The sequence below is a fragment of the Synechococcus sp. MIT S9507 genome, from assembly GCF_047304715.1.
Lineage (GTDB): Bacteria > Cyanobacteriota > Cyanobacteriia > PCC-6307 > Cyanobiaceae > Synechococcus_C.
On the sequence record NZ_CP138970.1, the window covers coordinates 811,194 to 835,631 of the forward strand.

Sequence of the window (24,438 nt, forward strand, 5' to 3'; positions counted from 1 at the left end):
TTTGTCTCCCTGTTAGGAGGTGATCCAGCCGCACCTTCCGGTACGGCTACCTTGTTACGACTTCACCCCAGTCATCAGCCCCACCTTCGACGTCCTCCTCCACAAGGGTTGGAGTAACGGCTTCGGGCGTGGCCAACTTCCATGGTGTGACGGGCGGTGTGTACAAGGCCCGGGAACGTATTCACCGCAGTATGCTGACCTGCGATTACTAGCGATTCCTCCTTCACGTAGGCGAGTTGCAGCCTACGATCTGAACTGAGCCACGGTTTATGAGATTTGCTTGTCCTCGCGAACTTGCTGCTCTTTGTCCGTAGCATTGTAGTACGTGTGTAGCCCAGGATGTAAGGGGCATGATGACTTGACGTCATCCACACCTTCCTCCGGTTTATCACCGGCGGTCTCTCTAGAGTGCCCAACTAAATGCTGGCAACTAAAGACGTGGGTTGCGCTCGTTGCGGGACTTAACCCAACATCTCACGACACGAGCTGACGACAGCCATGCACCACCTGTCACTGCGTTCCCGAGGGCACTCTCTCGTTTCCAAGAGATTCGCAGGATGTCAAACCCTGGTAAGGTTCTTCGCGTTGCATCGAATTAAACCACATACTCCACCGCTTGTGCGGGCCCCCGTCAATTCCTTTGAGTTTCACACTTGCGTGCGTACTCCCCAGGCGGAACACTTAACGCGTTGGCTACGACACCGAGGGGGTCGATTCCCCCGACACCTAGTGTTCATCGTTTACGGCCAGGACTACAGGGGTATCTAATCCCTTTCGCTCCCCTGGCTTTCGTCCATGAGCGTCAGTTATGGCCCAGCAGAGCGCCTTCGCCACTGGTGTTCTTCCCGATATCTACGCATTTCACCGCTACACCGGGAATTCCCTCTGCCCCTACCACACTCAAGCCCAACAGTTTCCACTGCCATGATGGAGTTAAGCTCCACGTTTTAACAGCAGACTTGAAAGGCCGCCTGCGGACGCTTTACGCCCAATAATTCCGGATAACGCTTGCCACTCCCGTATTACCGCGGCTGCTGGCACGGAATTAGCCGTGGCTTATTCCTCAAGTACCGTCAGATCTTCTTCCTTGAGAAAAGAGGTTTACAGCCCAGAGGCCTTCATCCCTCACGCGGCGTTGCTCCGTCAGGCTTTCGCCCATTGCGGAAAATTCCCCACTGCTGCCTCCCGTAGGAGTCTGGGCCGTGTCTCAGTCCCAGTGTGGCTGATCATCCTCTCAGACCAGCTACTGATCGATGCCTTGGTGAGCTCTTACCTCACCAACTAGCTAATCAGACGCGGGCTCATCCTCAGGCGAAATTCGTTTCACCTCTCGGCATATGGGGTATTAGCGGCCGTTTCCAGCCGTTATCCCCCTCCTGAGGGCAGATTCCCACGCGTTACTCACCCGTCCGCCACTAACCCGAAGGTTCGTTCGACTTGCATGTGTTAAGCACGCCGCCAGCGTTCATCCTGAGCCAGGATCAAACTCTCCGTTGTAGATCAAGTCCTCTCGAAAATTTTCATTTCCTCAACCTGATTTGCTTTTCCCGCTCACTCAGCACTGGCGCACTGGTTGCAGTAAAAACCACCTTCCTCTGACAGAAGGGTTCATAAGAGTGCACTAAGAATCTCTCCTTCGTGACTTTCCAGGATCTCAGATCCGGTTGTTGCTCCACAACATGCACACCGACAAATTCAAAAGCTCGTGAAAACTTTCAACTCTGTAAGCACGTTGCTTCTTTGCAACTAAAATTGTTGACGGGACCTCACACTTACATCGCATTATCATCAAGCTCAATTACTCAACTTTGCAGCTCAGTAATCAAAACTCGACGCGATGAAAGCGTCAGTTCCTAAACTTTTCGATTGTCCAGGTTCTGCCGACGCGTTCCCTCTCAGGAGCGGTTGGCGGTGCGGCCTCGCGACCGCTTGTGAAACTTACAACACCGTGGGATCTCTCCCTCCCGGCCTCGTAAGCACCCCCAAACATTACAAGCTCGCGCTCTTCATGTTCAGAAGCTGCGCTCCAGGCTTCCGCCTGCCGCGCAGTCCAAAAACATAGCTCACTAATGCCCCAATACGCAACTGGTCTCATCTCAAGAGTTGCTTCCACTGCCGAAATCGAAAGCCAGCACTACGTTTTGGCTATACGCAACGGACCATGGCAGGACGCTTCAGCCAACAGAACCAGCGTGTTCGACCGAGCTCGAAGGAAGACCAAGTGGTCCAGAAGGCGCGAGAACACTTCGAGCGAACACTGATTCCTCTGCGTGGTCACCTGGCTGGCAGCGTCGCCGCCCTGGAACATCCTCGCCACGACGAAGCTCTCAATTACGGCGAGATCTTCCTGAGAGACAACGTTCCCGTGATGCTCTACCTGCTGACGCAGAAGCGGTTCGACATCGTGCGTCAATTCCTGACCATTTGTCTTGACCTGCAGAGCACCACGTACCAGACACGAGGAGTCTTTCCCACCAGTTTCGTGGAGGAAGAAGGCCATTTGATTGCTGACTATGGCCAGCGTTCCATCGGCCGGATCACCTCAGTCGACGCCAGCCTCTGGTGGCCGGTTCTGTGCTGGATGTATGTGAAATCGAGTGGAGACGAGGAATTCGCCTCCAGTCAGGCGGTTCAACGCGGTGTTCAGCTTCTCCTGGATCTTGTCCTGCATCCAACCTTTGAAGGAACGCCTGTGCTGTTCGTACCGGACTGCGCATTCATGATTGATCGCCCGATGGACGTCTGGGGCGCACCACTGGAAGTGGAGGTGCTGCTGTACGGATCACTGCGCTGCTGCACACAGCTCATGGAGCTGGGACGCAAACATCAGAACAGCAGGCTGCTGGATCAACGACTGGTACTGACCCGACAGTGGGTTCACGACCTTCGCCAGTTTCTCCTCAAGCACTACTGGGTCACTAGCAAAACCATGCAGGTGCTCAGGCGCAGGCCAACCGAACAATACGGAGACAACCAGCACCAGAACGAATTCAATGTTCAGCCACAGGTCATCCCTGACTGGCTGCAGGACTGGCTCGAGAACCGTGGCGGGTATTTGATCGGCAACATGCGGACAGGACGACCCGACTTCCGCTTCTACAGCCTTGGCAATTCACTGGGTTGCCTGTTCGGGCTGCTGACTGCCCCGCAACAACGTGCGCTCTTCCGTCTGACTCTCCACAACCGCGACCACCTGATGGCGGAGATGCCCATGCGCATCTGTCACCCGCCGATGGAAAGCCTGGAATGGCAGAACAAAACCGGTTCGGATCCAAAGAACTGGCCCTGGAGTTATCACAACGGCGGTCACTGGCCGAGCCTGTTGTGGTTCTTCGGTGGTTCAATCCTGCTGCATGAGCGTCGTCACCCCCATGCCGACGTCCTGCTGATGGGGCAGATGAAAGCACTGCTGGAGGAGTGCTACTGGAGTCATCTCAACCAGTTGCCGAGACAACAGTGGGCTGAATATTTCGATGGTCCTACCGGGACATGGGTGGGGCAGCAGTCCAGGACCTTCCAGACCTGGACCATTGTTGGCTTTCTCCTGCTCCACCACTTTCTGCGCGTCAACCCTGATGATGTGCTGCTGCTGGATCTTGATGATGGGGCTGTGCCTGACCCCGAGGATGATCTGGCTGAGGACAGTCTTAACGACTGGGATCAGCACTAAAAAAGCCCGGCTGAACGGCCGGGCTGATGGCTTCTTACATCAGAAGTTCTTTGAAAGTGAAGCTCAGAAGAGTCCCAAAGTCAGAGACTTGTCGATGGGCATTGCCGCGCCGATGCCGAGGTAAATGGTGGTGGCTGTCCCGAACAGGAACACCGCCATCGCGACTGGGCGGCGGAAAGGATTCTGGAACTTGTTGAAGCTCTCGATGAACGGAACCAACATCAGACCGAGGGGCACGAGGGTCTGGAGGGCGATTCCGAGAAGCTTGTTAGGAACAACCCTGAGAATCTGAAAAACGGGGTACAGATACCACTCAGGAAGAATTTCCAACGGAGTTGCAAACGGGTCAGCCTTGTCACCAAGCATGGCTGGATCAAGCACAGCAAGTCCAACGATGCAGGCAATCGTGCCCAGAATCACGACCGGAAAAATGTAGAGAAGGTCGTTTGGCCAGGCTGGTTCGCCGTAATAGTTGTGGCCCATGCCCTTGGCGAGCTTGGCGCGCATCTTGGGATCCGACAGATCCGGCTTCTTGAGAATGTGCATGGATCAGGAGGTGGTGAATGAACCTTAAGCAGACCAGGGGAGCTGAACGGCGTAGCGCTCAAAGACTGAAACGGATCACAAGGGACCGGAAATGCCTTGCTTCCGGATCATCAGAAAATGCATCAGCATGAATACCGCGAGCAGCCATGGCATCACAAATGTGTGAAGGCTGTAGAAGCGGGTCAGTGTCGATTGACCAACACTTTCACCACCACGAAGCAGCTCAACCATGAAATCTCCAACCACTGGAATGGCAGCAGGGACGCCTGAGACGATCTTCACAGCCCAGTAGCCGACTTGATCCCAGGGGAGTGAATAGCCCGTGACCCCAAAGGAGACCGTGATCACAGCCATGGTGACGCCGGTGACCCAGGTAAGTTCACGTGGACGCTTGAAACCACCGGTGAGATAGACGCGGAACACGTGAAGGATCAGCATCAGCACCATCATCGAGGCACTCCAGCGATGCACCGAACGGATCAGCCATCCGAAACTCACATCAGTCATCAGGTATTGAACGGAGCTGTAAGCCTCAGCGACCGTCGGCTTGTAGTAGAAGGTCATCGCGAAGCCGGTCGCGAACTGAATCAGGAAACACACAAGTGTGATTCCACCGAGGCAGTAAAAAATGTTGACGTGTGGAGGCACGTACTTGCTGCTGATGTCATCAGCAATGTCCTGAATTTCAAGACGTTCCTGGAACCAGTCGTAGACAGGTGAGGAGTTCGCCATGCAGAGGTGGGCTTGGATTGCGAGAGTCTACCGATGTCGTTCCAGTTGCGGGCAGGGATGAAGCCAATGTTGCCGACTGTTAACGGATGGTCAGATCGTCTGCGACGTCTGGCTTTTGGTTTGGCGAGCGCCATTCTCATTGTTCTGATCGCCAGCCCGCAGGCCCTGGCACTGAACGATGCGCAGCAACTGGTGGTGGAAAGCTGGCGTCTTGTGAATCAGGGTTATCTGGACCCTGAACAGTTCGATCGGATCCGATGGAAGCGACTTCGCCAGAAAGCGCTGGAGAACACGATTGAAAGCAGTGAAGAGGCCTACAGCGCCATTGAGGCGATGCTGCTGCCTCTCAATGACCCCTACACCCGGCTTCTGAGGCCTGCGGACTATGAGGTGATGAAGGCCAGCAATGAGGGAAACCTCAGCGGTGTTGGCCTGCAGCTGGGCCACCGTCAGGACAGCAATGCAATCGTTGTGATCGCTCCACTGGAAGGTTCCCCCGCAGCTGAAGCCGGTGTCGTGAGCGGAACTGAAGTGCTGGCTGTGAACGGTGAAGCTGTTGAGACCCTCGGCCTCGAAACGACTGCAGCCCGTCTCCGCGGGGATGTGGGCAGCCAGGTGGTGCTGACTCTGCTGCCACCGCAGGAGGAAAAGCAGGAGATCACTCTGGAGCGCCGCAACATCGACCTGAGACCGGTGCGGACAAGGCGGCTGCGCAGTGACACCCATACCCTCGGTTACATCAGGATCACCCAGTTCAGCGAGGGCGTGCCTGAACAGGTTCGGGCTGCCATCGACGAGTTATCCGACAAAAGCGTTGAGGGGCTGGTGCTGGATCTACGCAACAACTCGGGGGGGCTGGTCAGTGCCGGACTCGCGGTTGCCGATGCATTCCTCGATCAGCAACCGATTGTGGAGACCAGAAACCGGAGCGGCATCGCCGATCCGATTCAGGCAGGTCCCGAAGTGCTCTACAAGGGCCCAATGGTGACGCTGGTCAATGGAGGGACGGCCAGCGCCAGTGAAATTCTTGCGGGCGCGCTTCAGGACGATGAACGATCTCAGCTGCTGGGCAGCAACACCTTCGGCAAAGGACTGATCCAGACACTGACCAACCTCAGTGACGGCAGCGGACTCGCCGTGACCGTGGCGGGTTATGTCACCCCCAGCGGAAGGGACATTCAGGGCGAAGGCATCACTCCGGACAGGATCCTGGATGGACCTGAACCACTGAATCCCGGAGGTGAAGGCGATCGCTGGCTGACGGACGCCGAACTGGCGCTCCAGTCGATGATTGACCAGGAAGCCAGTCAGGCCGGTGCGGATCAGCTGCCGATCACGGACGTCGACGAAGCGGAGCCGGTGAGCTGAATGAGCTCACGCACCTATCACGACCCCCTTCATCACGGCATCAGCCTGGACGCAGGAGAACCAGCCGAAGCCATGGTGCTCGCACTTGTCGATTCGGCTCCTTTTCAAAGACTCCGACGTATCCGCCAGCTCGGACCGGCATTCCTCACATTTCATGGCGCCGAATCCAGTCGGTTCACCCACTCCCTGGGGGTGTTTGCCATCGCGCGCCGGGCAATGGGCCGCCTGACTGAGCTCGATCCCTCTCTTGAAACCCAGAAGGGCGTTCTTTACGCCGCCGCTCTGCTCCACGACCTCGGCCATGCCCCCCTCAGCCATTCAGGCGAGGAGATGTTCGGCACAAACCACGAGCAATGGTCAGCACGAGTGATCAGGGAACACCCTGACATCCAGGCCCCTCTTGAACGATTTTCATCAGGAACGGCTGCCTCGGTGGCCGATCTTCTGGAGCACGGACGAGCACAACGTGGGGTCATCAAGGCTCTCGTGAGCAGTCAGCTTGACTGCGATCGTCTGGATTACCTGTTGCGCGACAGCTACAGCACAGGAGCCCGGTACGGACAGCTGGATCTTGATCGCATCCTCGGCGCGATCACACTGGCTCCCGATGGTGAATTGGCCATTCATCCGAAGGGCCTCATGGCAGTGGAGCACTACCTGGTGGTGAGGAGCCTGATGTACCGCAGTGTCTACAACCACCGCCTCAATGTGGTTTGCAATTGGTTGCTGGATCAGTTGATCCGCCAAGCAAGACTGCTGGGCCCCAGCCGAATCTGGGCTGACCGAATCATGAAGACGTGGCTATGGCATCCCCAGGAGCTCGACCTCCACATCTATCTCTCCAACGACGACCTGCGCACCGGCTATCACCTGCAGCGATGGAAAGAGGAAGCACCTGAGCCGCTTGCAGATCTCTGCGATCGATTTCTGAACCGCCGACTGTTCAAAGCTCTCGATGTCAGCCGGATGAATGCATCAGCGCAGCTGGAACTGCTGGCCAAAGCGCAGACTCACGCGGCTGCAGCTGGTCTCGACCCTGATATGTGTTGTGGACTTCGGCACCATCAGATCAGGGGATATCACCCCTATCGAGGGGGATTGCGGCTTTGGGACGGTCAGAGCCTTCAGGCGCTTGAACAGTGCTCGCCACTGGTCAAAAGCCTCGCAATCCCCGCAGAATCAGCCTGGTTGATTCACCCGGGAGACATCTCCACCGAACTGCAGATGGCGATGGCCGGCATTCGCTAGGCCCGTGATCTCCCTACTCTTCGGCCATGACCGCTGAACCAGCACTTCAGGTTCCTTTCTGCCTCAGGCTGCCGGAATTCCGGTCCGTGTCCTGGCAGCAGTGGCTTCCGGGCAAGCTGCCCTCTCTACCTCCGGGAGACCTCGATCTGGACATCGGAGACTGGAGTCTGAGCTGCCGTGATCTGGACGAGCTGCTGCATGCCTTGGATCAGGCTGGCCACGGTGTTCAGCTGGTGATCACAGGCTGCCGCGACACGTTGATCAGTGCTGCTGCCCTGGGCTTGCCTGTTCGGGAGGCCTGCCAGGAGATCCCAGTCAGGGCAGCTGGCAATGATCAGCCGAATGCAGCCAAAACCACACTTGACCTCACGGTTCATCGGGGAACCTTGCGGTCGGGTGACCACATTGAAACCCGAGGACACCTGCTGATTGTGGGTGATGTGAATCCAGGCGGATCTGCATCCGCCGAGGGTGATATCTATGTCTGGGGACGCCTACGAGGCCGGGCCCACGCAGGCAGCAAGGGCAACAGCAACGCCAAGATCGTGGCACTGCAGCTGAGACCACTACAGCTGAGGATCGCCGAACTCGTTGCGCGCGGTCCAGAGGAACGCCCCCAGCCCGGTCTCGCGGAGCAGGCCTTGATTCTCGACAGCGGCATCTCGATTGAGCCTGCCAGCCCCCCCTTCTTACCTCAGCAGATCTGATCGTTTACGAGCGGACGGGACGAATCAATGCCATTAAGGTGGCGCGATCAAAACGGGACCCCGTGACCAATTCGCGAACGATCCTGATCTGCTCGGGAAAGGGCGGCGTCGGCAAGACCACCCTCACTGCCAATCTCGGCATCGCACTGGCTGGGCAGGGGGCGCGCACCGTCGTTCTGGATGCGGACTTCGGCCTCAGAAATCTCGATCTGCTGCTTGGACTCGAGAATCGCATCGTCTTCACTGCTCAGGAAGTGCTCGCGGAAACCTGCCGCTTGGACCAGGCCCTGGTGAAGCACAAGCAGGAGCCGAATCTGGCACTGCTGCCTGCGGGAAATCCACGCATGCTCGAGTGGTTGAAACCTGAAGATATGCAGACCATTGCAGGAATGCTGTCGGAACGTTTCGACTACGTTCTGATCGATTGCCCCGCAGGAATCGAAGACGGCTTCAAGAATGCAGTCGCTGCTGCAAAGGAAGCGATTGTGATTACAACTCCAGAGGTATCGGCGGTCAGAGATGCCGATCGTGTGATCGGATTGCTGAATACCCATGGGGTTTCACCCGTTCAGCTCGTGCTGAACAGGGTCAGGCCCAAAATGATGGTCAACCAGGAGATGCTGGCGGTTGACGACGTCACCGACATCCTGGCTCTGCCTCTGCTGGGTCTTGTTCTCGAAGATGAGCAGGTGATTGTCAGCACCAACCGAGGCGAACCGCTCACTCTCAATGGCACAGCCTCTCCTGCCGCCAGGGCTTACGGCAACATTGCCCGTCGTCTTCAGGGAGAGGACATCCCTCTGATGGACCCTGCGAAAGACGGACGACGCGGGATTCGCGCCACAGTTCGCCGACTGATGCAAACCAAGATTTTCTGAATGCCATGACTCTGCAAGACTTGCTCGACAAAATCCTGCGCCGTCAACCCGCCAGTGCGACCACCGCAAGGGAACGGCTGCAGCTGGTGCTGGCTCACGATCGCAGCGACCTGAGCCCTGAAACACTTGATCAGATGCGACGCGAAATCTTTGAAGTCGTTGCCAAATATGTGGACATTGACCTCGAAGAAGGCGATGTGAGCCTGGAGACAGAAGATCGTGTGACGGCACTGGTGGCCAACCTGCCGATCCGACGCTCGATGGCGTCCAGCACCCAGGAGTGACGCCTGGTGGGATGAAGGGGAATCCCAATTAGCAGGACTTCTCCCGACCCATGACGAACTTTCAGCTCACACCAGCAGAGATTGCAGTGCTCGATCTTCTGCTCCAGGGCATGAGCAATCGCGCCATTGCTGAAACGCTTGTTTTGAGTGTCCGCACCGTTGAAAGTCATATCAGCAGGTCTCTGGGAAAGACAGGCTGTCGTTCCAGGCTGCAACTATGCCTCTGGTGGTTTGAACAGATCAGAGAGAACGGTCGGATGTGCGCCGGTAGAGTTCCGATATTGCCGGCTTAGCTCAGTGGTAGAGCAGCGCTTTTGTAAAGCGAAGGTCGTCGGTTCAAATCCGTCAGCCGGCTTCTAGGAACTCAAATCAGATCCGTCTGTTTCAGTGCGCTCTGTCTGAGTCAGTGCGCCCAGCCAGCAACCAGATGCCCAGCAAGCCAAGCAGCAATGGCAGCAGCCTCAGCTCAAACAAGGGCGTGAACCATCGAATCGCCGGTTCCAGCGTCCAGTGAAAGAGGGCCTGGAGCACCAGCACAAGCGCGATCAGCCAGAGCATGGGGGAGACCTTTCAATCACATCAACCATCACAGCGCCCTGGCGCAGGAGTTGCCAGCACCCGGGTGACCTCCAGGCAATCACGGTGCTCGCCAGACCGGATGGATCAGGCCAGGGCAGAGGTGCAAGCAGCGGCAGATCCGGGAAAGCGACAGCGGCTTCCGCTGCGCTCTGAGATGGCGGCGCACCCGAGAGATTGGCACTCGTTGTGGCCAATGGACCGCTCTGCACCAACAGGTCACGGGTGAGATCACATGCTGGAATGCGCATCCCCAGGGTTCCTTGGCCAGGATTGAGGTGCTGAGTCAGGCGCCCTTCCACAGGAAGCACCAGAGTGAGCGCGCCTGGCCAGAAGCGATGGGCCAGTGGTTGGGCATCACTCCTGGCGTCTTCTTGGGTGAGAGCCAGCAATTGATCAGCCTCAGCCGCCATGAGGATCAGAGGTTTGTCCTGCGGCCGCTGCTTGAGGGTCCAGACCTGGGCCGCATGCGCAGGCGCAGCGGCAAGCGCCGGCAAGGTATCCGTGGGCAGCAGAGCTGCTCCACCATCCCTGAGATGCTGTGCCAACGCCTTGGCTGACATCAGTGAGGGCTTGTCCTGGGTCATGGGAGAGACCGAGGAACTGCCTCTGCATCATGAGAGCGTCTGCCGATGGCAAAACGCTTGACGCCTCTGAGATCACTGCGGGGCTGACAGGACACGAGTCCGACCGATCCCATCAGGCCCAGCACCTGATCGCTCTGGTCGTGATGATGCTCAAGCAGCAGCCACCCACCCGGGGATAGTGCCAGAGGAGCCCGCTCCACGATCGTTCTGCAGCTCTCCAGGCCATCCTCACCGCCACAAAGTGCCAGCCTTGGTTCATGGTCTCTAACAAGGGGGTCGAGAGCTTCAACGATCTGGGAGGGGATGTAAGGAGGATTGGCAACAACCAGATCGAACTGACCCCACCAGGGAGCGAGAGGATCCCACCAAGACCCTTGATGCAGCTGCCAGATCCCAGATTTCGTCAGGTTGTTGAGGTTGATCCGCGCCAATGCAAGAGCAGCCGTGCTGGCATCCACGGCATGTCCATGCCATTCAGGAAGAGCACGGGCCAGAGCGACGGCCAGCGCTCCGCTGCCTGTTCCAAGATCTGCCCAGAGCCCCGTGGAGATACAACCTCCTTCGTCATGGTCTTGAAGGCAATCAAGGGCGAAATCAATCAGGAGCTCTGTCTCCTGACGAGGAATCAATGCGGCAGGGCTGATCTGAAGATCAAAGTCACGCCACGGACAGCGTCCGACGAGATGCTGAAGCGGAATGTGATTGCGAAGATGCCGAGACCAAAGACTCTCCAGGTCCAGGAGGGTGCTGTCCAGAGCAGCGGTTGACTCAGGCATGATTCGCAGCCGCTGAAGTTCAGCCCAGCTCAGGTTGCCTTCCATCGCCAGGAGCCAATCGAGATCAGCAGCCTGCCCACCACGAAGCAACTGTCGGCGACGCCAGGCCAGCAATTCCTGTCCTGAACACAAGGCTGTCTCCATGGAATCAACCTAGAGCGAACGCCAACGAAGGCCTGGCTGCGGAGTCACCAGGCCAGCCAGCTCAAGTTTGAGAAGCTCTGTAGCGACAAACTCAGGCGTTGATTCCAGTGCCTGCACCATCTCATCGAATGTGGAATCGTTATCCACCAGATTCATCAGTCGCCTTTGCAGGCAAGGCGGAGAATTCTGGGACTTCAAAATGGTGGTGGTGCTTTCCCTCACGAAGGACATACACGGGCCTGCCCCAAGTTGATCGATCAGAGCCTGAGCGTTGGTCAGCGGCAATGCTCCCGACTCAAGCAGCGCATTGCTGCCGTGAGCCGAAGCACGCAGAGCATCACCCGGAACAACCCAGACGGGGATGCCTAGGGAGCGCGCCATCGCTGCCGAGCGCAGCGCCCCGCTGTTCTCTGGACATTCGACCACCACAACAGCTTTGGTAACAGCGACAAGCAGGCGGTTGCGCAGAGCGAAACTGGATCGCGTGACCCTCTCTGTATCGCGCAGCTCAGTCATGAGCAGCCCGGCCTGCGCGACCTCCTGCTGCAGACTCCGATGTTCAGGCGGATAAACGCGATGTAAGGGTGTTCCAAGAACCGCAACCGGAGTGCCGCCAGCCTGAAGACAGGCCCGATGAGCTGCTGCATCAATGCCCTCGGCAAGCCCACTGACCACAGGCCAGTGGGCCTCGGCGAGGATTCGACTCAGATGGTCTGCCATCCGAAGACCGTGGTTGGAAGGCCTTCTTGTACCCACCACGGCGACCGCTTGCTGCGATGAGAGCAAGGACAGAAGGCTTCGACTTCCACGCCATTGAATCGACAGAGGCGGACGCTCCAGCCTGTCAAAACCAGCTGGCCACTCAGTGTCACAGGGCAAAAGCACATCGACGGGCACGTCGAGGCAAGGCTGCAGACCGCGGCTTGCTCGATAGCGCTCAAGCGCAGACAGCACCGATGCCGGCCATCCGAATTCCTGGCGCAGCTTTGAGAGAGACCATTCCCAAAGCTCCTGAAAACCCTGAGAGGCCTCAGCAGCAGCACAGAGCTGTCGCATCCGCGCCGGACCGATTCCTGGGCACTGCAACCACAACCATTGCCAGGCCCGCTCCGACACAATCCATTGCGCTAGTACAAAAATACTATCAATGCGGATGTCCTGGTCCCTCGACCAGGGCTCTCAATGCTTCCGCCACCGCTTCAGGGGGATGACGCAGAACTCTCCGAACCGGATGCACCCTCACCAGAGCAAGCTCCACAGAGGCTTCAGCCACACAGATGCCGGCCTTCATGAAGCGGGTTGACCAGGGCCAGCGAACACCCCGGGAACCACCGGAAACACTGATCAGCTCCACTTCATCCCCGAGCATCAGTGCCTCGCGATACCGGATCTGGAGCTGAACAACGGGCATTTCCAGGCCACTTGAAGCCACTTGTTCGTACGGGTATCCGGTGGCCGACAGTGCCTCCACACGGGCCTCCTCAAGCCATCCCACATAGGCGCCGTGCCACATCACACCTCCGTGGTCGGTGTGCTGTGGAAGCACTCGCTTGACCAGACGCCAGGGGGACCTGGTAACGCTCTCATTCAGCATCTGAACTGGGAACTCCAATCGGCCATAGGCTGCTGCATAGGCTGAAACCTCGCCGTGTTCAAGAACCTTCTGATCGCCGATTCAGGCAAAGGCCATGTCGGTGAAATGATCAACATGCTGCGCGATCTGCCGGCCTTCCAGGCAGCCAGGATCAACCTGCTGCATGTGGTCCCTGAACAGACCATGGCAGCAACGCAACAGCACTGGGAAAGCGCAGGCAGTCTTCTCGCCGGGGCCGTCGAAAAACTGGGTCTCAATCCGCAGGACGTGAACTCGATCATCCGCCAGGGAGATGCCAAGCAGACCGTTCTCAATGTGGCGGATGAGCTGAATGTTGATCTGATCGTGATGGGATCCCGAGGCCTTGGCAGGCTTCGCTCAATCCTGTCCAACAGCGCCAGCCAGTACGTCTTCCAACTTTCGACGCGGCCGATGTTGCTGGTCAGAGACGATCTTTACATCCGTCATATCAACAGGGTTCTGGTCACGATCGATGGCACTGGTGTAGGCGACGACGCACTCAAGCTGGCCTGCGAGATGGTCAGCGAAATCCCTGGAGGACAGCTGACCGGCGTTCACGTGGCGCGACAGGACCCGACTCCATCCAGAGGAGCCACCAGCAAAGGCGACAGCTACCTGGAGCGAGCCGTACAGCGTGCTCGAAAACTGGGTGTTGAACTCAAACCCCTGCACGTGACCGATGCAGATATCGGCAAGGGAGTGTGCCTGGCGGCAGAGCAGGTCAACGCCGATCTGGTCGTGCTGGCCTCTCAGGATCGTCGTCCCTTGGTAGCGAGGGGACTGGTTGATCTCGACAAACTGCTTGGTGGATCAGTGAGCGATTACATCCGCGTTCATGCGCCTGCCCCTGTACTGCTGGTCAGAGAACCCGAGCAGAGGTGACAACTCAAGATCACCACAGCCGCAAAGGGAAATCACCCTTCACGGCTATTCGTCTGAATGAACAGGATGATTAGGAAGACGGTCGGCACCAGAACAAACAGCAGGCTGGCCACGAAGCCGAGATCGTTGGTTTCCATGGATGTGCAAGAACCTGCTGGAACGTATCACCGTCCGGAAAGCTTTGACGTGAACCGATCAGCGCTCTTCACCGGGCGTTGCAGGCGCACCTGTACCTGACACCTCCAGCGCCTGCGTGGTTGCGCCGCTGGCTGCCTCAGCATCATCAATCTCCTCCACTGCGGCTGCCCCAGGCCATTCCACCGGCCCCGTGGGCAGAGGCGCTGCCAAGGCAGCGGCCACACGTTTGTCCTGATCTGGCATCGAACTCTGCGGCTTCGTCACCACCACCACCGACTGCTCAACCAGTGATTGGCAAGCAAGACGCCATCCCTCCGGCCTGCGCCTGAGCTTGGCTTCCTCCACTGCTGTTCTGGGACTCATGGCGGCGGCGGTCTCCTCACCTTCAACCCTGACGAAGCAGGTGCTGCACTGACCGCAGCCTCCACAGTTGCCGAGCTGGCCTCTTAAGCCATAGAGCTGAATTCCCTCCCTCACGGCCACAGCGCGAAGGTTTTCGCCCGGAAAGCACTCAACATCCCGACCCTCACGCACAAAACGGATGACAGGCATTGAACCTCGCTCTGAGAAAGGCGCTGCGACACGCCGGAACACCGACATTACGAGCCTCAGGTTGCGTTTTGTAACCCCTTGGCCACAGATATCCTCAAAGAGAAGCAAACCCAGGAAACCGGCGGTAACGAGAATTTCGATCACCCAGGTGAGCATCAATTCACGTTTCGGCTCACGACAGGCTGACGCGTCCATCGAAGTGAACGGCCTACGATCGCCGGGTCTGGCTGCATTGGCAGCTCCGTTCCCCCGAACCTGACCCATGGGATTGCCCTGGTATCGGGTGCACACCGTCGTTATTAACGACCCAGGCCGTCTTCTGGCCGTGCACCTCATGCACACTGCCCTCGTCGCCGGCTGGGCCGGCTCGATGGCTCTTTATGAACTTGCCATCTTCGACCCCTCCGACCCTGTCCTGAACCCGATGTGGCGTCAGGGCATGTTCGTGATGCCCTTCATGGCCCGACTGGGCGTGACGGACAGCTGGGGAGGTTGGAGCATTACAGGAGCGACGGGGGTTGACCCTGGCTTCTGGAGCTTCGAAGGTGTCGCGGCTGCTCACATCGTGTTCAGTGGCTTGCTCATGCTGGCCGCCATCTGGCACTGGACATTCTGGGATCTTGAAATCTGGCAGGACCCCCGCACCGGTGAGCCGGCTCTCGACCTTCCCAAGATTTTCGGCATCCACCTTCTCCTGGCCGGCCTCGGCTGCTTCGGGTTCGGAGCTTTCCATCTCACAGGTGTCTTCGGACCAGGAATGTGGATTTCTGATCCTTACGGAATCACCGGACACCTCGAGCCGGTACAACCGTCCTGGGGACCGGAGGGCTTCAACCCGTTCAATCCCGGCGGAATCGTCGCCCACCACATTGCGGCTGGAATCGTCGGGATCATTGCCGGTATTTTCCACATCACCACCCGCCCGCCGGAACGCCTTTACAAGGCTCTGAGGATGGGAAACATCGAAACGGTTCTGGCCAGCGCAATTGCCGCTGTGTTTTTCGCAGCTTTCATTGTTGCCGGAACGATGTGGTACGGAGCTGCTGCAACACCAATCGAGCTGTTCGGTCCAACCCGATATCAATGGGACCAGAGCTACTTCAAAACCGAGATCAATCGCCGCGTACAAACGGCAATGGATCAGGGGCAAACCGAGTCTGAGGCCTATGCCTCGATTCCCGAAAAGCTGGCCTTCTACGACTATGTCGGTAACAGCCCTGCCAAAGGTGGTCTGTTCCGCGTCGGCCCCATGGTGAATGGTGACGGCCTGCCGACAGGTTGGTTGGGACACATTTCTTTCACAGACAAGGATGGACGTGATCTTCAGGTTCGTCGCCTTCCCAACTTCTTCGAGAACTTCCCTGTGATTCTTGAAGATTCCGACGGCGTTGTGAGAGCTGACATTCCCTTCCGTCGTGCTGAAGCGAAGTACTCCTTTGAACAGCAAGGTGTTACAGCCACTGTTTTCGGCGGAGCGCTCGACGGTCAAACCTTCACTGACCCTGCAGATGTGAAGCGTCTGGCCCGAAAAGCACAGCTGGGAGAGGCTTTCGAATTCGATCGCGAGACCTACAACTCCGACGGTGTGTTCCGCAGTTCGCCCAGAGGCTGGTTCACGTTCGGTCACGCCACCTTCGCGTTGCTATTCTTCTTCGGCCACATCTGGCACGGAGCCCGAACGCTGTACCGCGATGTGTTCGCCGGTATCGATCCCGATCTCGGAGAACAGGTTGAATTCGGTCTCTTCCAGAAACTTGGAGACCGCTCCACCCGCCGACTACCAGAGGGTTACGTGCCCCCTGCAGGCACACCGCTCAGTTGACCAGTCCTAGGAGATAACCGATGGAAAGCTTCGCTTACATCCTCATCCTCACCCTTGCGATCGCAACTCTCTTCTTCGCAATTGCATTCCGCGATCCTCCGAAGATCGGCAAGTGATCATCCAGCCCCGCTTTCAGTGGGGCTTTTTTTATGTCTAAAACGTGAATTCGCCCCACTGATGTCATGGGTGGACGCGAGCCTTACAATTCATACATCTACGTAATTAAAAGGGCGTGCAGTGCCCCTCCTGCCAGAACACAGACAGCCGGGTGCTCGAATCAAGAGCCGCCGATGGTGGCAGGAGCGTGCGTCGTCGCCGAGAGTGCCTCAATTGCGAATTTCGTTTCACCACCTACGAACGTGTTGAAACCGTTCCAATCACAGTGATCAAGCGAAACGGAAATCGTGAAACTTTCAGTCGGAGCAAATTGCTTCACGGCTTGAGCAGAGCCTGCGAGAAAACTGGTATTCCGCCAGAACGTCTTGAGACAATGGTTGAAGAGCTTGAACTCAGTCTTCAACAACGCAGTGGACGTGAAGTCTCCAGCAGCGACATCGGTGAGCTGGTGCTCGAAAAACTGAAACTGCTCAGCGAAGTTGCTTATATCCGTTTTGCATCGGTGTATCGCCAGTTCAGCGGGGTGAGCGATTTTGTGGCCACCCTGGAAGGCATCAATGCGACCAAGGCGGAACTGACAGCAGTGATCTGAGCTTGATCGCTGATCTGTAGACTCAGCAATTGCCTGATTCGGGTCGGCGGGCCTGTTTCAGATCCCATCGCTCTGTCCCAGAGGCAGACCGCCAACGTTCCATGACTGTCACGCCCACAGATCCTTCACAGGAATCGGCAATAGACACCGCAGAAGCGGTCACATCCTCAACCGAAGCAGTGGCTGAAGGATCATCTGATCAAGCCGATTTCGGTACCGATGAAGATCTCGGCATTCCCGAAGACATTCCCACTGCTGACGACCCCAGCAGTCGGGCAGCCAGCAGGGACATGGACAACGCCGGATTCACGCTGGATGAATTCGCAGCCTTACTGAGTAAGTACGACTACAACTTCAAGCCCGGCGACATTGTCAACGGCACAGTATTCGCCCTGGAATCGAAGGGCGCCATGATCGATATCGGTGCAAAGACCGCGGCATTCATGCCTCTTCAGGAGGTTTCGATCAATCGCGTCGAGGGACTGAGCGACGTGCTTCAACCCGGTGAGATCCGGGAGTTCTTCATCATGAGCGAGGAGAACGAAGACGGACAGCTCTCACTCTCTATCCGGCGCATCGAATATCAGAGAGCCTGGGAACGTGTCCGTCAGCTGCAGAAAGAAGACGCCACCATTTATTCCGAGGTGTTTGCCACCAACAGAGGCGGTGCACTGGTCAGGGTGGAGGGCCTGCGCGGATTCATTCCTGGCTCCCACATCAGTACACGCAAACCCAAAGAGGAGCTTGTAGCTGACTTCCTCCCCCTCAAATTCCTGGAGGTTGACGAGGAACGCAATCGTCTGGTGCTGAGCCACAGGCGTGCTCTTGTGGAACGCAAGATGAATCGCCTCGAAGTGGGTGAGGTTGTTGTTGGCACCGTGCGCGGCATCAAGCCCTATGGAGCCTTCATCGACATCGGCGGTGTCAGCGGTCTGCTCCACATCTCGGAAATCAGTCACGAACACATCGAAACGCCTCACTCGGTGCTGAATGTGAATGATCAGATGAAGGTGATGATCATTGATCTCGACGCCGAGAGAGGCCGGATCTCTCTCTCCACCAAGGCACTGGAACCGGAACCTGGCGACATGCTCACGGATCCTCAGAAGGTGTTCGACAAGGCCGAGGAAATGGCAGCTCGCTACAAGCAGATGTTGCTGGAGCAGGCCGAGGAAGGCGAAGAGCCCCTGGGTTCAATGATGATCTGAGGAACACGAGCCGATGGCTCATCTCAAACTCAAAGACCGTCTGCTCGGTCCAGTTCAGGGGGTGCTGTTCGACAAGGACGGCACCCTTTCCTACAGCGAACCACGTTTGATCGAACTGGCTGACGCCAGAATTGAGGAGGCAGAGCGACGGTTCAGATCGAGAGGCGCCTCAGCCCTCAGGCTTCGGGAACTGCATGACCTGCTGGAGAGAACCTACGGCCGTTCTCTTGACGGGGTCATTCCCGACGGAACACTGGCTGTGGCATCAAGACATCACAACCTGCTGAGCACTGCGACGGTGTTCTGCCAGATGAATCTGAGCTGGCCCCAATCACTGGTTCTGGCTCAGGAGGTGTTCGATCAGGTGGATAGCGACAGAGAAACGCTGTATCCAGGCGGATACCCGATTGGATTGTTACCCGATGCAGCACGTCTTCTGAAAGAGCTGTCCGGAGCTGGAATCATCTGCGCCGTCATCAGTAATGACACAACAGAGGGCATTCAGAACTTTCTCGATCAGCACCAACTCAACGACTGCGTCAGCGGACTCTGGAGTGCTGATCATCTCCCTGCCAAACCCGATCCGGATGCTGTCCACGGACTCTGCTCACAGCTGGAGCTGAAAGCGGAGGATTGTGCATTGATCGGAGATGCCGACACAGATCTGTTGATGGCACGACAGGCAGGGATCGGTCTGACCCTTGGCTATGTGGCGGGATGGCATCGCTTGCCGAAGCTCACCGCCCATGAACATTTGATCAATCACTGGAGCGAACTGACCGCGATCACAGAGGCAATGACAAGGGCTTAAGAAGACGACCTCGTAAAGTCCCGACCAATCACCGATGGTTATGAGTCGATACGTCTTCACCTCCGAATCAGTCACGGAGGGGCATCCGGACAAGATCTGCGATCAGGTCAGTGATGCCGTGCTTGACGCTCTTCTGGCGCAGGACCCGTCCAGCCGTGTGGCCTGCGAAACAGTGGTGAACACAGGCCTTTGCATGATCACAGGCGAAGTTACCTCCAAAGCGCAGGTGGACTTCATCCACCTTGTTCGCAATGTGATCAAGGAAATCGGCTACAGCGGCGCCCGCGCCGGTGGCTTTGATGCCAACAGCTGTGCCGTCCTGGTCGCCCTCGACCAGCAGTCGCCGGACATCGCTCAAGGTGTGAATGAAGCCGATGACCACGCCGGAGATCCCCTGGATCTGGTTGGCGCCGGTGATCAGGGAATCATGTTCGGCTACGCGTGCAACGAGACACCTGAGCTGATGCCTCTGCCCATCAGCCTGGCTCATCGCCTGGCAAGACGGCTGGCGGAAGTGCGTCACAACGGGACACTCGACTACCTCCTGCCTGATGGGAAAACACAGGTGAGCGTGGTTTACGACAACAACAAGCCCGTTGCGATCGACACGATCCTGATCTCCACCCAGCACACCGCGGAAGTGGGGGGCATCAGTGACGAGCAGGGCATCCGCGAGCGCATCACGGAGGACCTCTGGACCCATGTGGTGGAACCGGCAACAGCCGACCTGGCACTCAAACCAAGCCGGGAAGCGACCAAATATCTCGTGAACCCAACAGGAAAATTTGTGGTGGGTGGACCGCAGGGTGATGCCGGACTGACCGGTCGCAAAATCATCGTGGATACCTACGGCGGTTATGCCCGTCATGGCGGAGGCGCCTTCTCAGGCAAAGACCCCACCAAAGTCGACCGCTCAGCAGCCTATGCAGCCCGTTACGTTGCGAAATGCCTCGTGGCAGCAGGCCTGGCTGAAAGAGCCGAAGTGCAGTTGAGCTATGCCATCGGGGTTGCCAAGCCGGTGTCGATCCTGGTCGAATCCTTCGGAACAAGCCAGTTGGCCAACGATGCTCTGACCAACCTGGTTCGGGAGCATTTCGACCTGCGCCCAGGAGCCATCATCGAAAACTTCGGACTGCGCAATCTGCCTCAGCAACGCGGCGGACGCTTCTATCAGGACACAGCTGCCTATGGACACTTCGGCCGCAACGATCTGAAGGCTCCCTGGGAAAACGTCGACGCCAAGGCGGCTGAACTGCGCAACGCCTGATCCATTGATGCACGATTCACTGGCGCTCGGAATCGATCTGGGCACCAGTGGAGTGCGTATCGCGGTTCTCAATGAACAAAGGGAACTTGTCTACACGGATTCCACCAGCTACGAGCGAGGCCTGGCTGATCCGGATGACTGGCTGAAAAGCTGCATCCAACTGATCAAAGGCATACCGAAGCCGTTTCGCTGCAAGCTCAGGGGTGTGGCTGTCGATGGAACCTCAGGGACACTGCTGGCCTGCGATCCAGAGGGCACTCCCCTTGGGAAGGCTTTGCCCTACAACGTGGCCTGCCCGGAACAGCTCAAGCAGGTGAGGGAGCTGGTGGAGCCAGGCCAGCCGGCATCGAGTGCCAGTGGCAGCTTGGCCCGAGCACTGAGGCTGCTGCACCAGCACCCACAGCCGCTGATTCTTCGTCACCAGGCGGACTGGATCGCTGGCTGGCTGATGGATGACTGGAGATTTGGAGAAGAAGGCAACAACCTTCGTCTGGGCTGGTCACTCACCGATCAGCGATGGCCCAATGCCTTTGAGCCAGCGGCCTGGAGAGAGGCCTTGCCGGAGATCCGAGCGAGCGGTTCAAGGCTCGGAATCATGGACGGGGCCCGATCAAAACAGCTGGGGTTACCTGAAGATCTGCTGGTGATCGCAGGAACAACAGATGCCAATGCGGCAGTGCTCACCGCCGATGCCGCCGACGATGAGGGCATCACCGTGCTGGGAAGCACGCTCGTGCTCAAACGCTTCACCAACATCCCTTTGCGAACTGGTGCAGGGACCTCCAGCCACCGTGTGGGTGGCCGCTGGCTTGCAGGCGGGGCCTCCAACAGTGGCGGTGCTGTATTGCGCGAGTGCTTCCCGGGCATAGACCTCGAGGAACTGAGCCGGCAGATCGATCCCGACCAGGAGAGTGGGCTGAAACTGCTGCCCTTGAGCGGCAAAGGTGAGCGCTTTCCCGTGGATGACCCTGATCTTGAACCGATCCTGACGCCTCGGCCAGTCAGCGATGCTCTCTATCTGCATGGGCTTCTGGAGGGCCTCAGCCACATCGAACGCCATGGCTGGACGAGGCTCACTGAACTTGGAGCCCCTGCTCCGAAACGCCTGGTCACCCTTGGTGGGGGCGCAGGCAACCCCCAATGGCGGCGCTTGCGGCAACGATTGCTCGGCATACCGATCCGAAGTTGTTACAGCCCACCCGCTGCGGGGGTGGCACGACTCGCACTCACCGCTCTGCAACATCAGCATGATCAAATCAGCCATTCCGGGAGAGAATCGACTGAGCTTCCATGAGCCTTTGGCAAACAGACTCCGTGACGCGCTCGCCATCGGGCTGTTCGTCGTGTTGGCCGGATACGTGGGGTACAGCGGTTTTCGACTGGCCCTGCTGCTCTGGCAGCGCTTTAGCTGATTTCGCTCCCCTCATTCCTGCATCTTTCCCATGGCCGCAGATCCCCTCACTCCAGCCATCAGCGATCGCATCTGTCGTCACATGAATGACGACCACAGTGATGCGGTGCTTCGCTACGCCCACCATTACGGAGGGCTGACATCAGCAACGGCAGCCACGATGACGGGAGTCACCGCGGAAGCCATGACCCTTGAGGTGAATGGCGAGACCGTCAGCATTCCGTTTGATCACACCCTTACCGACAGCGAGGACGCACATCGAACGCTCGTGGGCATGCTGCGGACCATGCCTGCCGGGGCTGAACAAGGGGAACCCTGAATTCAGCTGCAGAAGTGCCTTTTGCTGACATCCATCCGGAATTGTCTGAAGGAGCTGCTGCTCGAACCGAGCTGTGCGATCTGCAAGCGGCGGACCCAGCGGGAAAAGGACCAGCCTGATCTGTGTGAGGCCTGCCGACGTCGGTTCGGTCTCGCGGAGGCCGCACTCAAGGGAACGAGCCCACTGCCCTGGCGCGCAGCCTCCTGGTACGTGGGCGACATGCGCGGTTTGATCCTGTCGCTGCGGCGCGATCAGAACTTCAATGCGCTGCGGGCACTCTGCACGGTCCTCCAACTTGACCTGCCACGACAAATCCTGCTGGTGCCGATCCCCGGGTGGAAATCGAGAAACAGAGCCAATCCGCTGCCGGAACTGATGTGTCGCTGCCTGGAGCGTCAATCAATGCAACTTCTGCAGAGGTGCCGGCCCACGGTTGGCCAGCACCGACTCAATCGCAGGCAGAGAGTCAGCAATCAGTGCAACAGCTTCGGGCTGCGGCCTTCATCGACGCAGGAGCCGATGCATCCCGGAGCAACGCCTCCGAACGAGGAGGTCTGGCTGGTGGATGACATCGTCACCACGGGCAGCCAGTTCTCTCCAGCTGACACAGAGAAACCCAGAAAACCGCTACCAACGGTCTCCTGGGCGTCAGCCGAACTCCGTTAAAGAGACAGCACTAGCGACGTCTTTTTAACGGGGTTCCGGGATCTGGTCAACTCCGGACCGCTGCTCAAAGGCAGCCATCAATCAGTGCTCATTCACGGGCAGCCCCTACTTCCTGACGGGGAAGAACTCATGGCCAGCTTCAAGGCCCATGTCCTGCCACTTATCACCGGCTGCGGCAATCGAAGGATCTTTCAGCTGTTGGCTAATTACCTGTCATGGCCTGATCAGGGCTTTCAAGACGACAGCGGCACACATCGCGTCTACAACACCCGCGAGCAACTGGCCGATAAAGCAGGGCTGACTGACCCCGGCAACGTCGGCAACACCTTGAGGAAGCTCGCGCAAGACCTCTGGATCTCAATTGAACCCCTCGGAATTCCACGAGCGCATCGGTTCAAATCCAGCCAGGGGGGAGCCCTATGCAACCGAACCAGTACCTTCACTTTTGGGCCTGCTGCACTGTTTTTGTTTGGCGTACCGCTGCCGGTCCTGGCAGAGCACGGGCATGACACAAAGCAGCTCATCACCCGCCTGAAAGGGCTTGGCTTGGATGTGGAGAACGATCCTCAGTTCAACCAAAAACCAACCATCGAAGCAGGGAAAACCCCCTCAAGGGATGCAAGGAAAACCCCTGCATCTTCTATGACATCCAACGCTTCTTCATCCACGTATTCACCAGAGGCCCCGGCAAGCCGGGCCGAAGAGCGCCAGGGCGCCACAACAGCCCCAGCAGCCAAACAGCCGGGAACGGAAGGAAGTGGGTTGTCTGACGCTCAGACCGCTGCACTTCGGAGGTGCCATGACGAGGCAAGAGCAAATGCGCCAGATTTCCCTCGATCACAGCCTTCACAGCCGCAACCGACAGACGAACATCGACACCGGATCCGGCAGATGGAAGCCAAAGCCCATGAGTTTCTGGAGGCGAAACACGCAGCCCAGAAGTGGGTCACTGGCCACTGGAGACACATCTGGAAAGCGATCAGCAGCTTCCCGACGAAAATCCAACGCGATGTGATCGAAGAACTTCGCGATCAGCTACGTGATCGAGACCACACCGATTTAATTCGCGAGATCAATCGACACTCTTCAGACAACAAGCAACTGATCAGATTCAGGCCCGGATACCTGAACGATTGCGGGAGCAATCGACGCAACAAAGCGAGGCTAATTTTTCAGCCAACCCCAGCACCGGAAGGGATCAAACAGAAACTTTGCGACCAGGATTAGCTAAGCGTGGTCGCCCTAGTTTCACTGATTGGATAAGGCAAACCTGCACGCCTAAATGCACGCAGCACAGCCTTCGAGTCCAGAAATCTCTTCAGGATTAGCGCGGCAGCGTCCTGCCAGCATCGAAGGTCGATCACGATAAAAAAGGCTTTTCGACCAGTATCAAACTCAACATCTAGCCACTCACCGCTAGTGCCTGTAAGGCTTCTGCCGCATTGTGGAAAAAGGCAATTTGGATGGGTTCCTAAACTGGAGTCAGCCATTGCAACGAAAGGCTGAAAAAAAGGCCCCGTCT

General features: G+C 57.7%; 27 protein-coding genes, 1 tRNA gene and 1 rRNA gene. 19 read left to right on the forward strand and 10 right to left on the reverse strand.

What is annotated here, in order from left to right; all coding sequences use genetic code 11:
• Nucleotides 1-12 precede the first annotated feature (12 nt).
• A 16S ribosomal RNA gene (locus SIB83_RS04315) occupies nucleotides 13-1,497 on the reverse strand.
• Nucleotides 1,498-2,161: 664 nt separating this feature from the next.
• Between SIB83_RS04315 and SIB83_RS04320 the strand changes: the two genes are divergently transcribed.
• Nucleotides 2,162-3,670, forward strand: a complete 1,509-nt coding sequence (locus tag SIB83_RS04320) for a glycoside hydrolase 100 family protein (RefSeq protein WP_413403793.1) — start codon at nucleotides 2,162-2,164, stop codon at nucleotides 3,668-3,670.
• 63 nt (nucleotides 3,671-3,733) lie between these two features.
• Here SIB83_RS04320 and petD read toward each other — a convergent pair whose 3' ends face one another.
• The gene (petD, locus tag SIB83_RS04325; protein WP_186491904.1) at nucleotides 3,734-4,216 is read right to left on the reverse strand and encodes a cytochrome b6-f complex subunit IV; all 483 of its coding nucleotides are present in this window, start codon (nucleotides 4,214-4,216) and stop codon (nucleotides 3,734-3,736) included.
• A gap of 75 nt (nucleotides 4,217-4,291) precedes the next feature.
• Nucleotides 4,292-4,948 carry a cytochrome b6 gene (petB, locus tag SIB83_RS04330; RefSeq protein WP_006042106.1) on the reverse strand — a complete coding sequence of 219 codons (657 nt, stop codon included), beginning with the start codon at nucleotides 4,946-4,948 and terminating at the stop codon, nucleotides 4,292-4,294.
• Nucleotides 4,949-5,014: 66 nt separating this feature from the next.
• On the opposite strand from petB, the gene ctpZ reads away from it, so the two are divergent.
• From ctpZ to SIB83_RS04365, 7 genes are all read left to right on the forward strand, one after another.
• A complete protein-coding gene (gene ctpZ, locus SIB83_RS04335) occupies nucleotides 5,015-6,316 on the forward strand; it encodes a carboxyl-terminal processing protease CtpZ (RefSeq protein ID WP_413403794.1) in 1,302 nt (433 codons plus the stop codon).
• Nucleotides 6,317-7,564 (forward strand): HD domain-containing protein, encoded by a 1,248-nt coding sequence (locus SIB83_RS04340; RefSeq protein ID WP_413746893.1) that lies wholly within the window; start codon nucleotides 6,317-6,319, stop codon nucleotides 7,562-7,564.
• 26 nt (nucleotides 7,565-7,590) lie between these two features.
• Nucleotides 7,591-8,271, forward strand: a complete 681-nt coding sequence (gene minC / locus SIB83_RS04345) for a septum site-determining protein MinC (protein ID WP_413403796.1) — start codon at nucleotides 7,591-7,593, stop codon at nucleotides 8,269-8,271.
• 62 nt (nucleotides 8,272-8,333) lie between these two features.
• Complete coding sequence (gene minD / locus SIB83_RS04350) at nucleotides 8,334-9,149, forward strand: septum site-determining protein MinD (protein ID WP_413403797.1); 816 nt, start codon at nucleotides 8,334-8,336, stop codon at nucleotides 9,147-9,149.
• Nucleotides 9,150-9,154: 5 nt separating this feature from the next.
• Nucleotides 9,155-9,433 (forward strand): cell division topological specificity factor MinE, encoded by a 279-nt coding sequence (gene minE, locus SIB83_RS04355; RefSeq protein ID WP_413403798.1) that lies wholly within the window; start codon nucleotides 9,155-9,157, stop codon nucleotides 9,431-9,433.
• A 50-nt stretch (nucleotides 9,434-9,483) separates the two neighbouring features.
• Nucleotides 9,484-9,726 carry a response regulator transcription factor gene (locus SIB83_RS04360; RefSeq protein WP_413746894.1) on the forward strand — a complete coding sequence of 81 codons (243 nt, stop codon included), beginning with the start codon at nucleotides 9,484-9,486 and terminating at the stop codon, nucleotides 9,724-9,726.
• A tRNA-Thr gene (locus tag SIB83_RS04365) sits at nucleotides 9,717-9,788 on the forward strand. The genes SIB83_RS04360 and SIB83_RS04365 overlap by 10 nt, the downstream gene beginning before the upstream one ends.
• A 29-nt stretch (nucleotides 9,789-9,817) precedes the next feature.
• On the opposite strand, the gene SIB83_RS04370 is transcribed toward SIB83_RS04365, so the two are convergent.
• The 5 genes from SIB83_RS04370 to SIB83_RS04390 form a co-directional block, all read right to left on the reverse strand.
• Nucleotides 9,818-9,991 carry a hypothetical protein gene (locus SIB83_RS04370; protein ID WP_413403800.1) on the reverse strand — a complete coding sequence of 58 codons (174 nt, stop codon included), beginning with the start codon at nucleotides 9,989-9,991 and terminating at the stop codon, nucleotides 9,818-9,820.
• Complete coding sequence (locus SIB83_RS04375) at nucleotides 9,979-10,596, reverse strand: L-threonylcarbamoyladenylate synthase (protein WP_413403801.1); 618 nt, start codon at nucleotides 10,594-10,596, stop codon at nucleotides 9,979-9,981. The genes SIB83_RS04370 and SIB83_RS04375 overlap by 13 nt, the downstream gene beginning before the upstream one ends.
• Nucleotides 10,593-11,516, reverse strand: a complete 924-nt coding sequence (prmC, locus tag SIB83_RS04380) for a peptide chain release factor N(5)-glutamine methyltransferase (RefSeq protein WP_413746895.1) — start codon at nucleotides 11,514-11,516, stop codon at nucleotides 10,593-10,595. Before prmC ends, SIB83_RS04375 begins: the two co-directional genes overlap by 4 nt.
• 9 nt (nucleotides 11,517-11,525) lie before the next feature.
• A complete protein-coding gene (locus tag SIB83_RS04385) occupies nucleotides 11,526-12,572 on the reverse strand; it encodes a DNA-processing protein DprA (protein ID WP_413746896.1) in 1,047 nt (348 codons plus the stop codon).
• Nucleotides 12,573-12,660: 88 nt separating this feature from the next.
• Complete coding sequence (locus tag SIB83_RS04390) at nucleotides 12,661-13,110, reverse strand: acyl-CoA thioesterase (protein ID WP_413406083.1); 450 nt, start codon at nucleotides 13,108-13,110, stop codon at nucleotides 12,661-12,663.
• A gap of 54 nt (nucleotides 13,111-13,164) precedes the next feature.
• On the opposite strand from SIB83_RS04390, the gene SIB83_RS04395 reads away from it, so the two are divergent.
• Nucleotides 13,165-14,013, forward strand: a complete 849-nt coding sequence (locus tag SIB83_RS04395) for a universal stress protein (RefSeq protein ID WP_413746897.1) — start codon at nucleotides 13,165-13,167, stop codon at nucleotides 14,011-14,013.
• A 32-nt stretch (nucleotides 14,014-14,045) separates the two neighbouring features.
• Here SIB83_RS04395 and psbM read toward each other — a convergent pair whose 3' ends face one another.
• A complete protein-coding gene (gene psbM, locus SIB83_RS04400; RefSeq protein WP_006042119.1) occupies nucleotides 14,046-14,150 on the reverse strand; it encodes a photosystem II reaction center protein PsbM in 105 nt (34 codons plus the stop codon).
• Between the two features lie 58 nt (nucleotides 14,151-14,208).
• Entirely contained in the window at nucleotides 14,209-14,967 is a 759-nt protein-coding gene (locus tag SIB83_RS04405; protein WP_413746898.1) for a 2Fe-2S iron-sulfur cluster-binding protein, read from the reverse strand.
• On the opposite strand from SIB83_RS04405, the gene psbB reads away from it, so the two are divergent.
• The 10 genes from psbB (at nucleotide 14,966) to SIB83_RS04455 (ending at nucleotide 24,143) form a co-directional block, all read left to right on the forward strand.
• Nucleotides 14,966-16,525: a photosystem II chlorophyll-binding protein CP47 gene (psbB, locus tag SIB83_RS04410; RefSeq protein ID WP_413403806.1), complete on the forward strand. Its 1,560-nt coding sequence runs from the start codon at nucleotides 14,966-14,968 to the stop codon at nucleotides 16,523-16,525. The genes SIB83_RS04405 and psbB overlap by 2 nt on opposite strands.
• Nucleotides 16,526-16,545: 20 nt before the next feature.
• The gene (locus tag SIB83_RS04415; RefSeq protein ID WP_006042122.1) at nucleotides 16,546-16,641 is read left to right on the forward strand and encodes a photosystem II reaction center protein T; all 96 of its coding nucleotides are present in this window, start codon (nucleotides 16,546-16,548) and stop codon (nucleotides 16,639-16,641) included.
• A 116-nt stretch (nucleotides 16,642-16,757) separates the two neighbouring features.
• A complete protein-coding gene (gene nrdR, locus SIB83_RS04420; protein ID WP_413746899.1) occupies nucleotides 16,758-17,234 on the forward strand; it encodes a transcriptional regulator NrdR in 477 nt (158 codons plus the stop codon).
• A gap of 101 nt (nucleotides 17,235-17,335) precedes the next feature.
• The gene (locus SIB83_RS04425; RefSeq protein WP_413746900.1) at nucleotides 17,336-18,442 is read left to right on the forward strand and encodes a 30S ribosomal protein S1; all 1,107 of its coding nucleotides are present in this window, start codon (nucleotides 17,336-17,338) and stop codon (nucleotides 18,440-18,442) included.
• A 13-nt stretch (nucleotides 18,443-18,455) separates the two neighbouring features.
• The gene (locus SIB83_RS04430; protein WP_413746901.1) at nucleotides 18,456-19,253 is read left to right on the forward strand and encodes an HAD family hydrolase; all 798 of its coding nucleotides are present in this window, start codon (nucleotides 18,456-18,458) and stop codon (nucleotides 19,251-19,253) included.
• Nucleotides 19,254-19,293: 40 nt separating this feature from the next.
• Nucleotides 19,294-20,520, forward strand: a complete 1,227-nt coding sequence (gene metK, locus SIB83_RS04435) for a methionine adenosyltransferase (RefSeq protein ID WP_413406085.1) — start codon at nucleotides 19,294-19,296, stop codon at nucleotides 20,518-20,520.
• Between the two features lie 4 nt (nucleotides 20,521-20,524).
• Nucleotides 20,525-21,814 (forward strand): FGGY-family carbohydrate kinase, encoded by a 1,290-nt coding sequence (locus SIB83_RS04440; protein ID WP_413746902.1) that lies wholly within the window; start codon nucleotides 20,525-20,527, stop codon nucleotides 21,812-21,814.
• 148 nt (nucleotides 21,815-21,962) lie between these two features.
• Nucleotides 21,963-22,250: a DUF2470 domain-containing protein gene (locus SIB83_RS04445; protein ID WP_413746903.1), complete on the forward strand. Its 288-nt coding sequence runs from the start codon at nucleotides 21,963-21,965 to the stop codon at nucleotides 22,248-22,250.
• Between the two features lie 21 nt (nucleotides 22,251-22,271).
• Nucleotides 22,272-22,916, forward strand: a complete 645-nt coding sequence (locus SIB83_RS04450; RefSeq protein WP_413746904.1) for a ComF family protein — start codon at nucleotides 22,272-22,274, stop codon at nucleotides 22,914-22,916.
• A gap of 129 nt (nucleotides 22,917-23,045) precedes the next feature.
• The gene (locus tag SIB83_RS04455) at nucleotides 23,046-24,143 is read left to right on the forward strand and encodes a hypothetical protein (protein WP_413746905.1); all 1,098 of its coding nucleotides are present in this window, start codon (nucleotides 23,046-23,048) and stop codon (nucleotides 24,141-24,143) included.
• The last annotated feature ends 295 nt before the right edge of the window (nucleotides 24,144-24,438 follow it).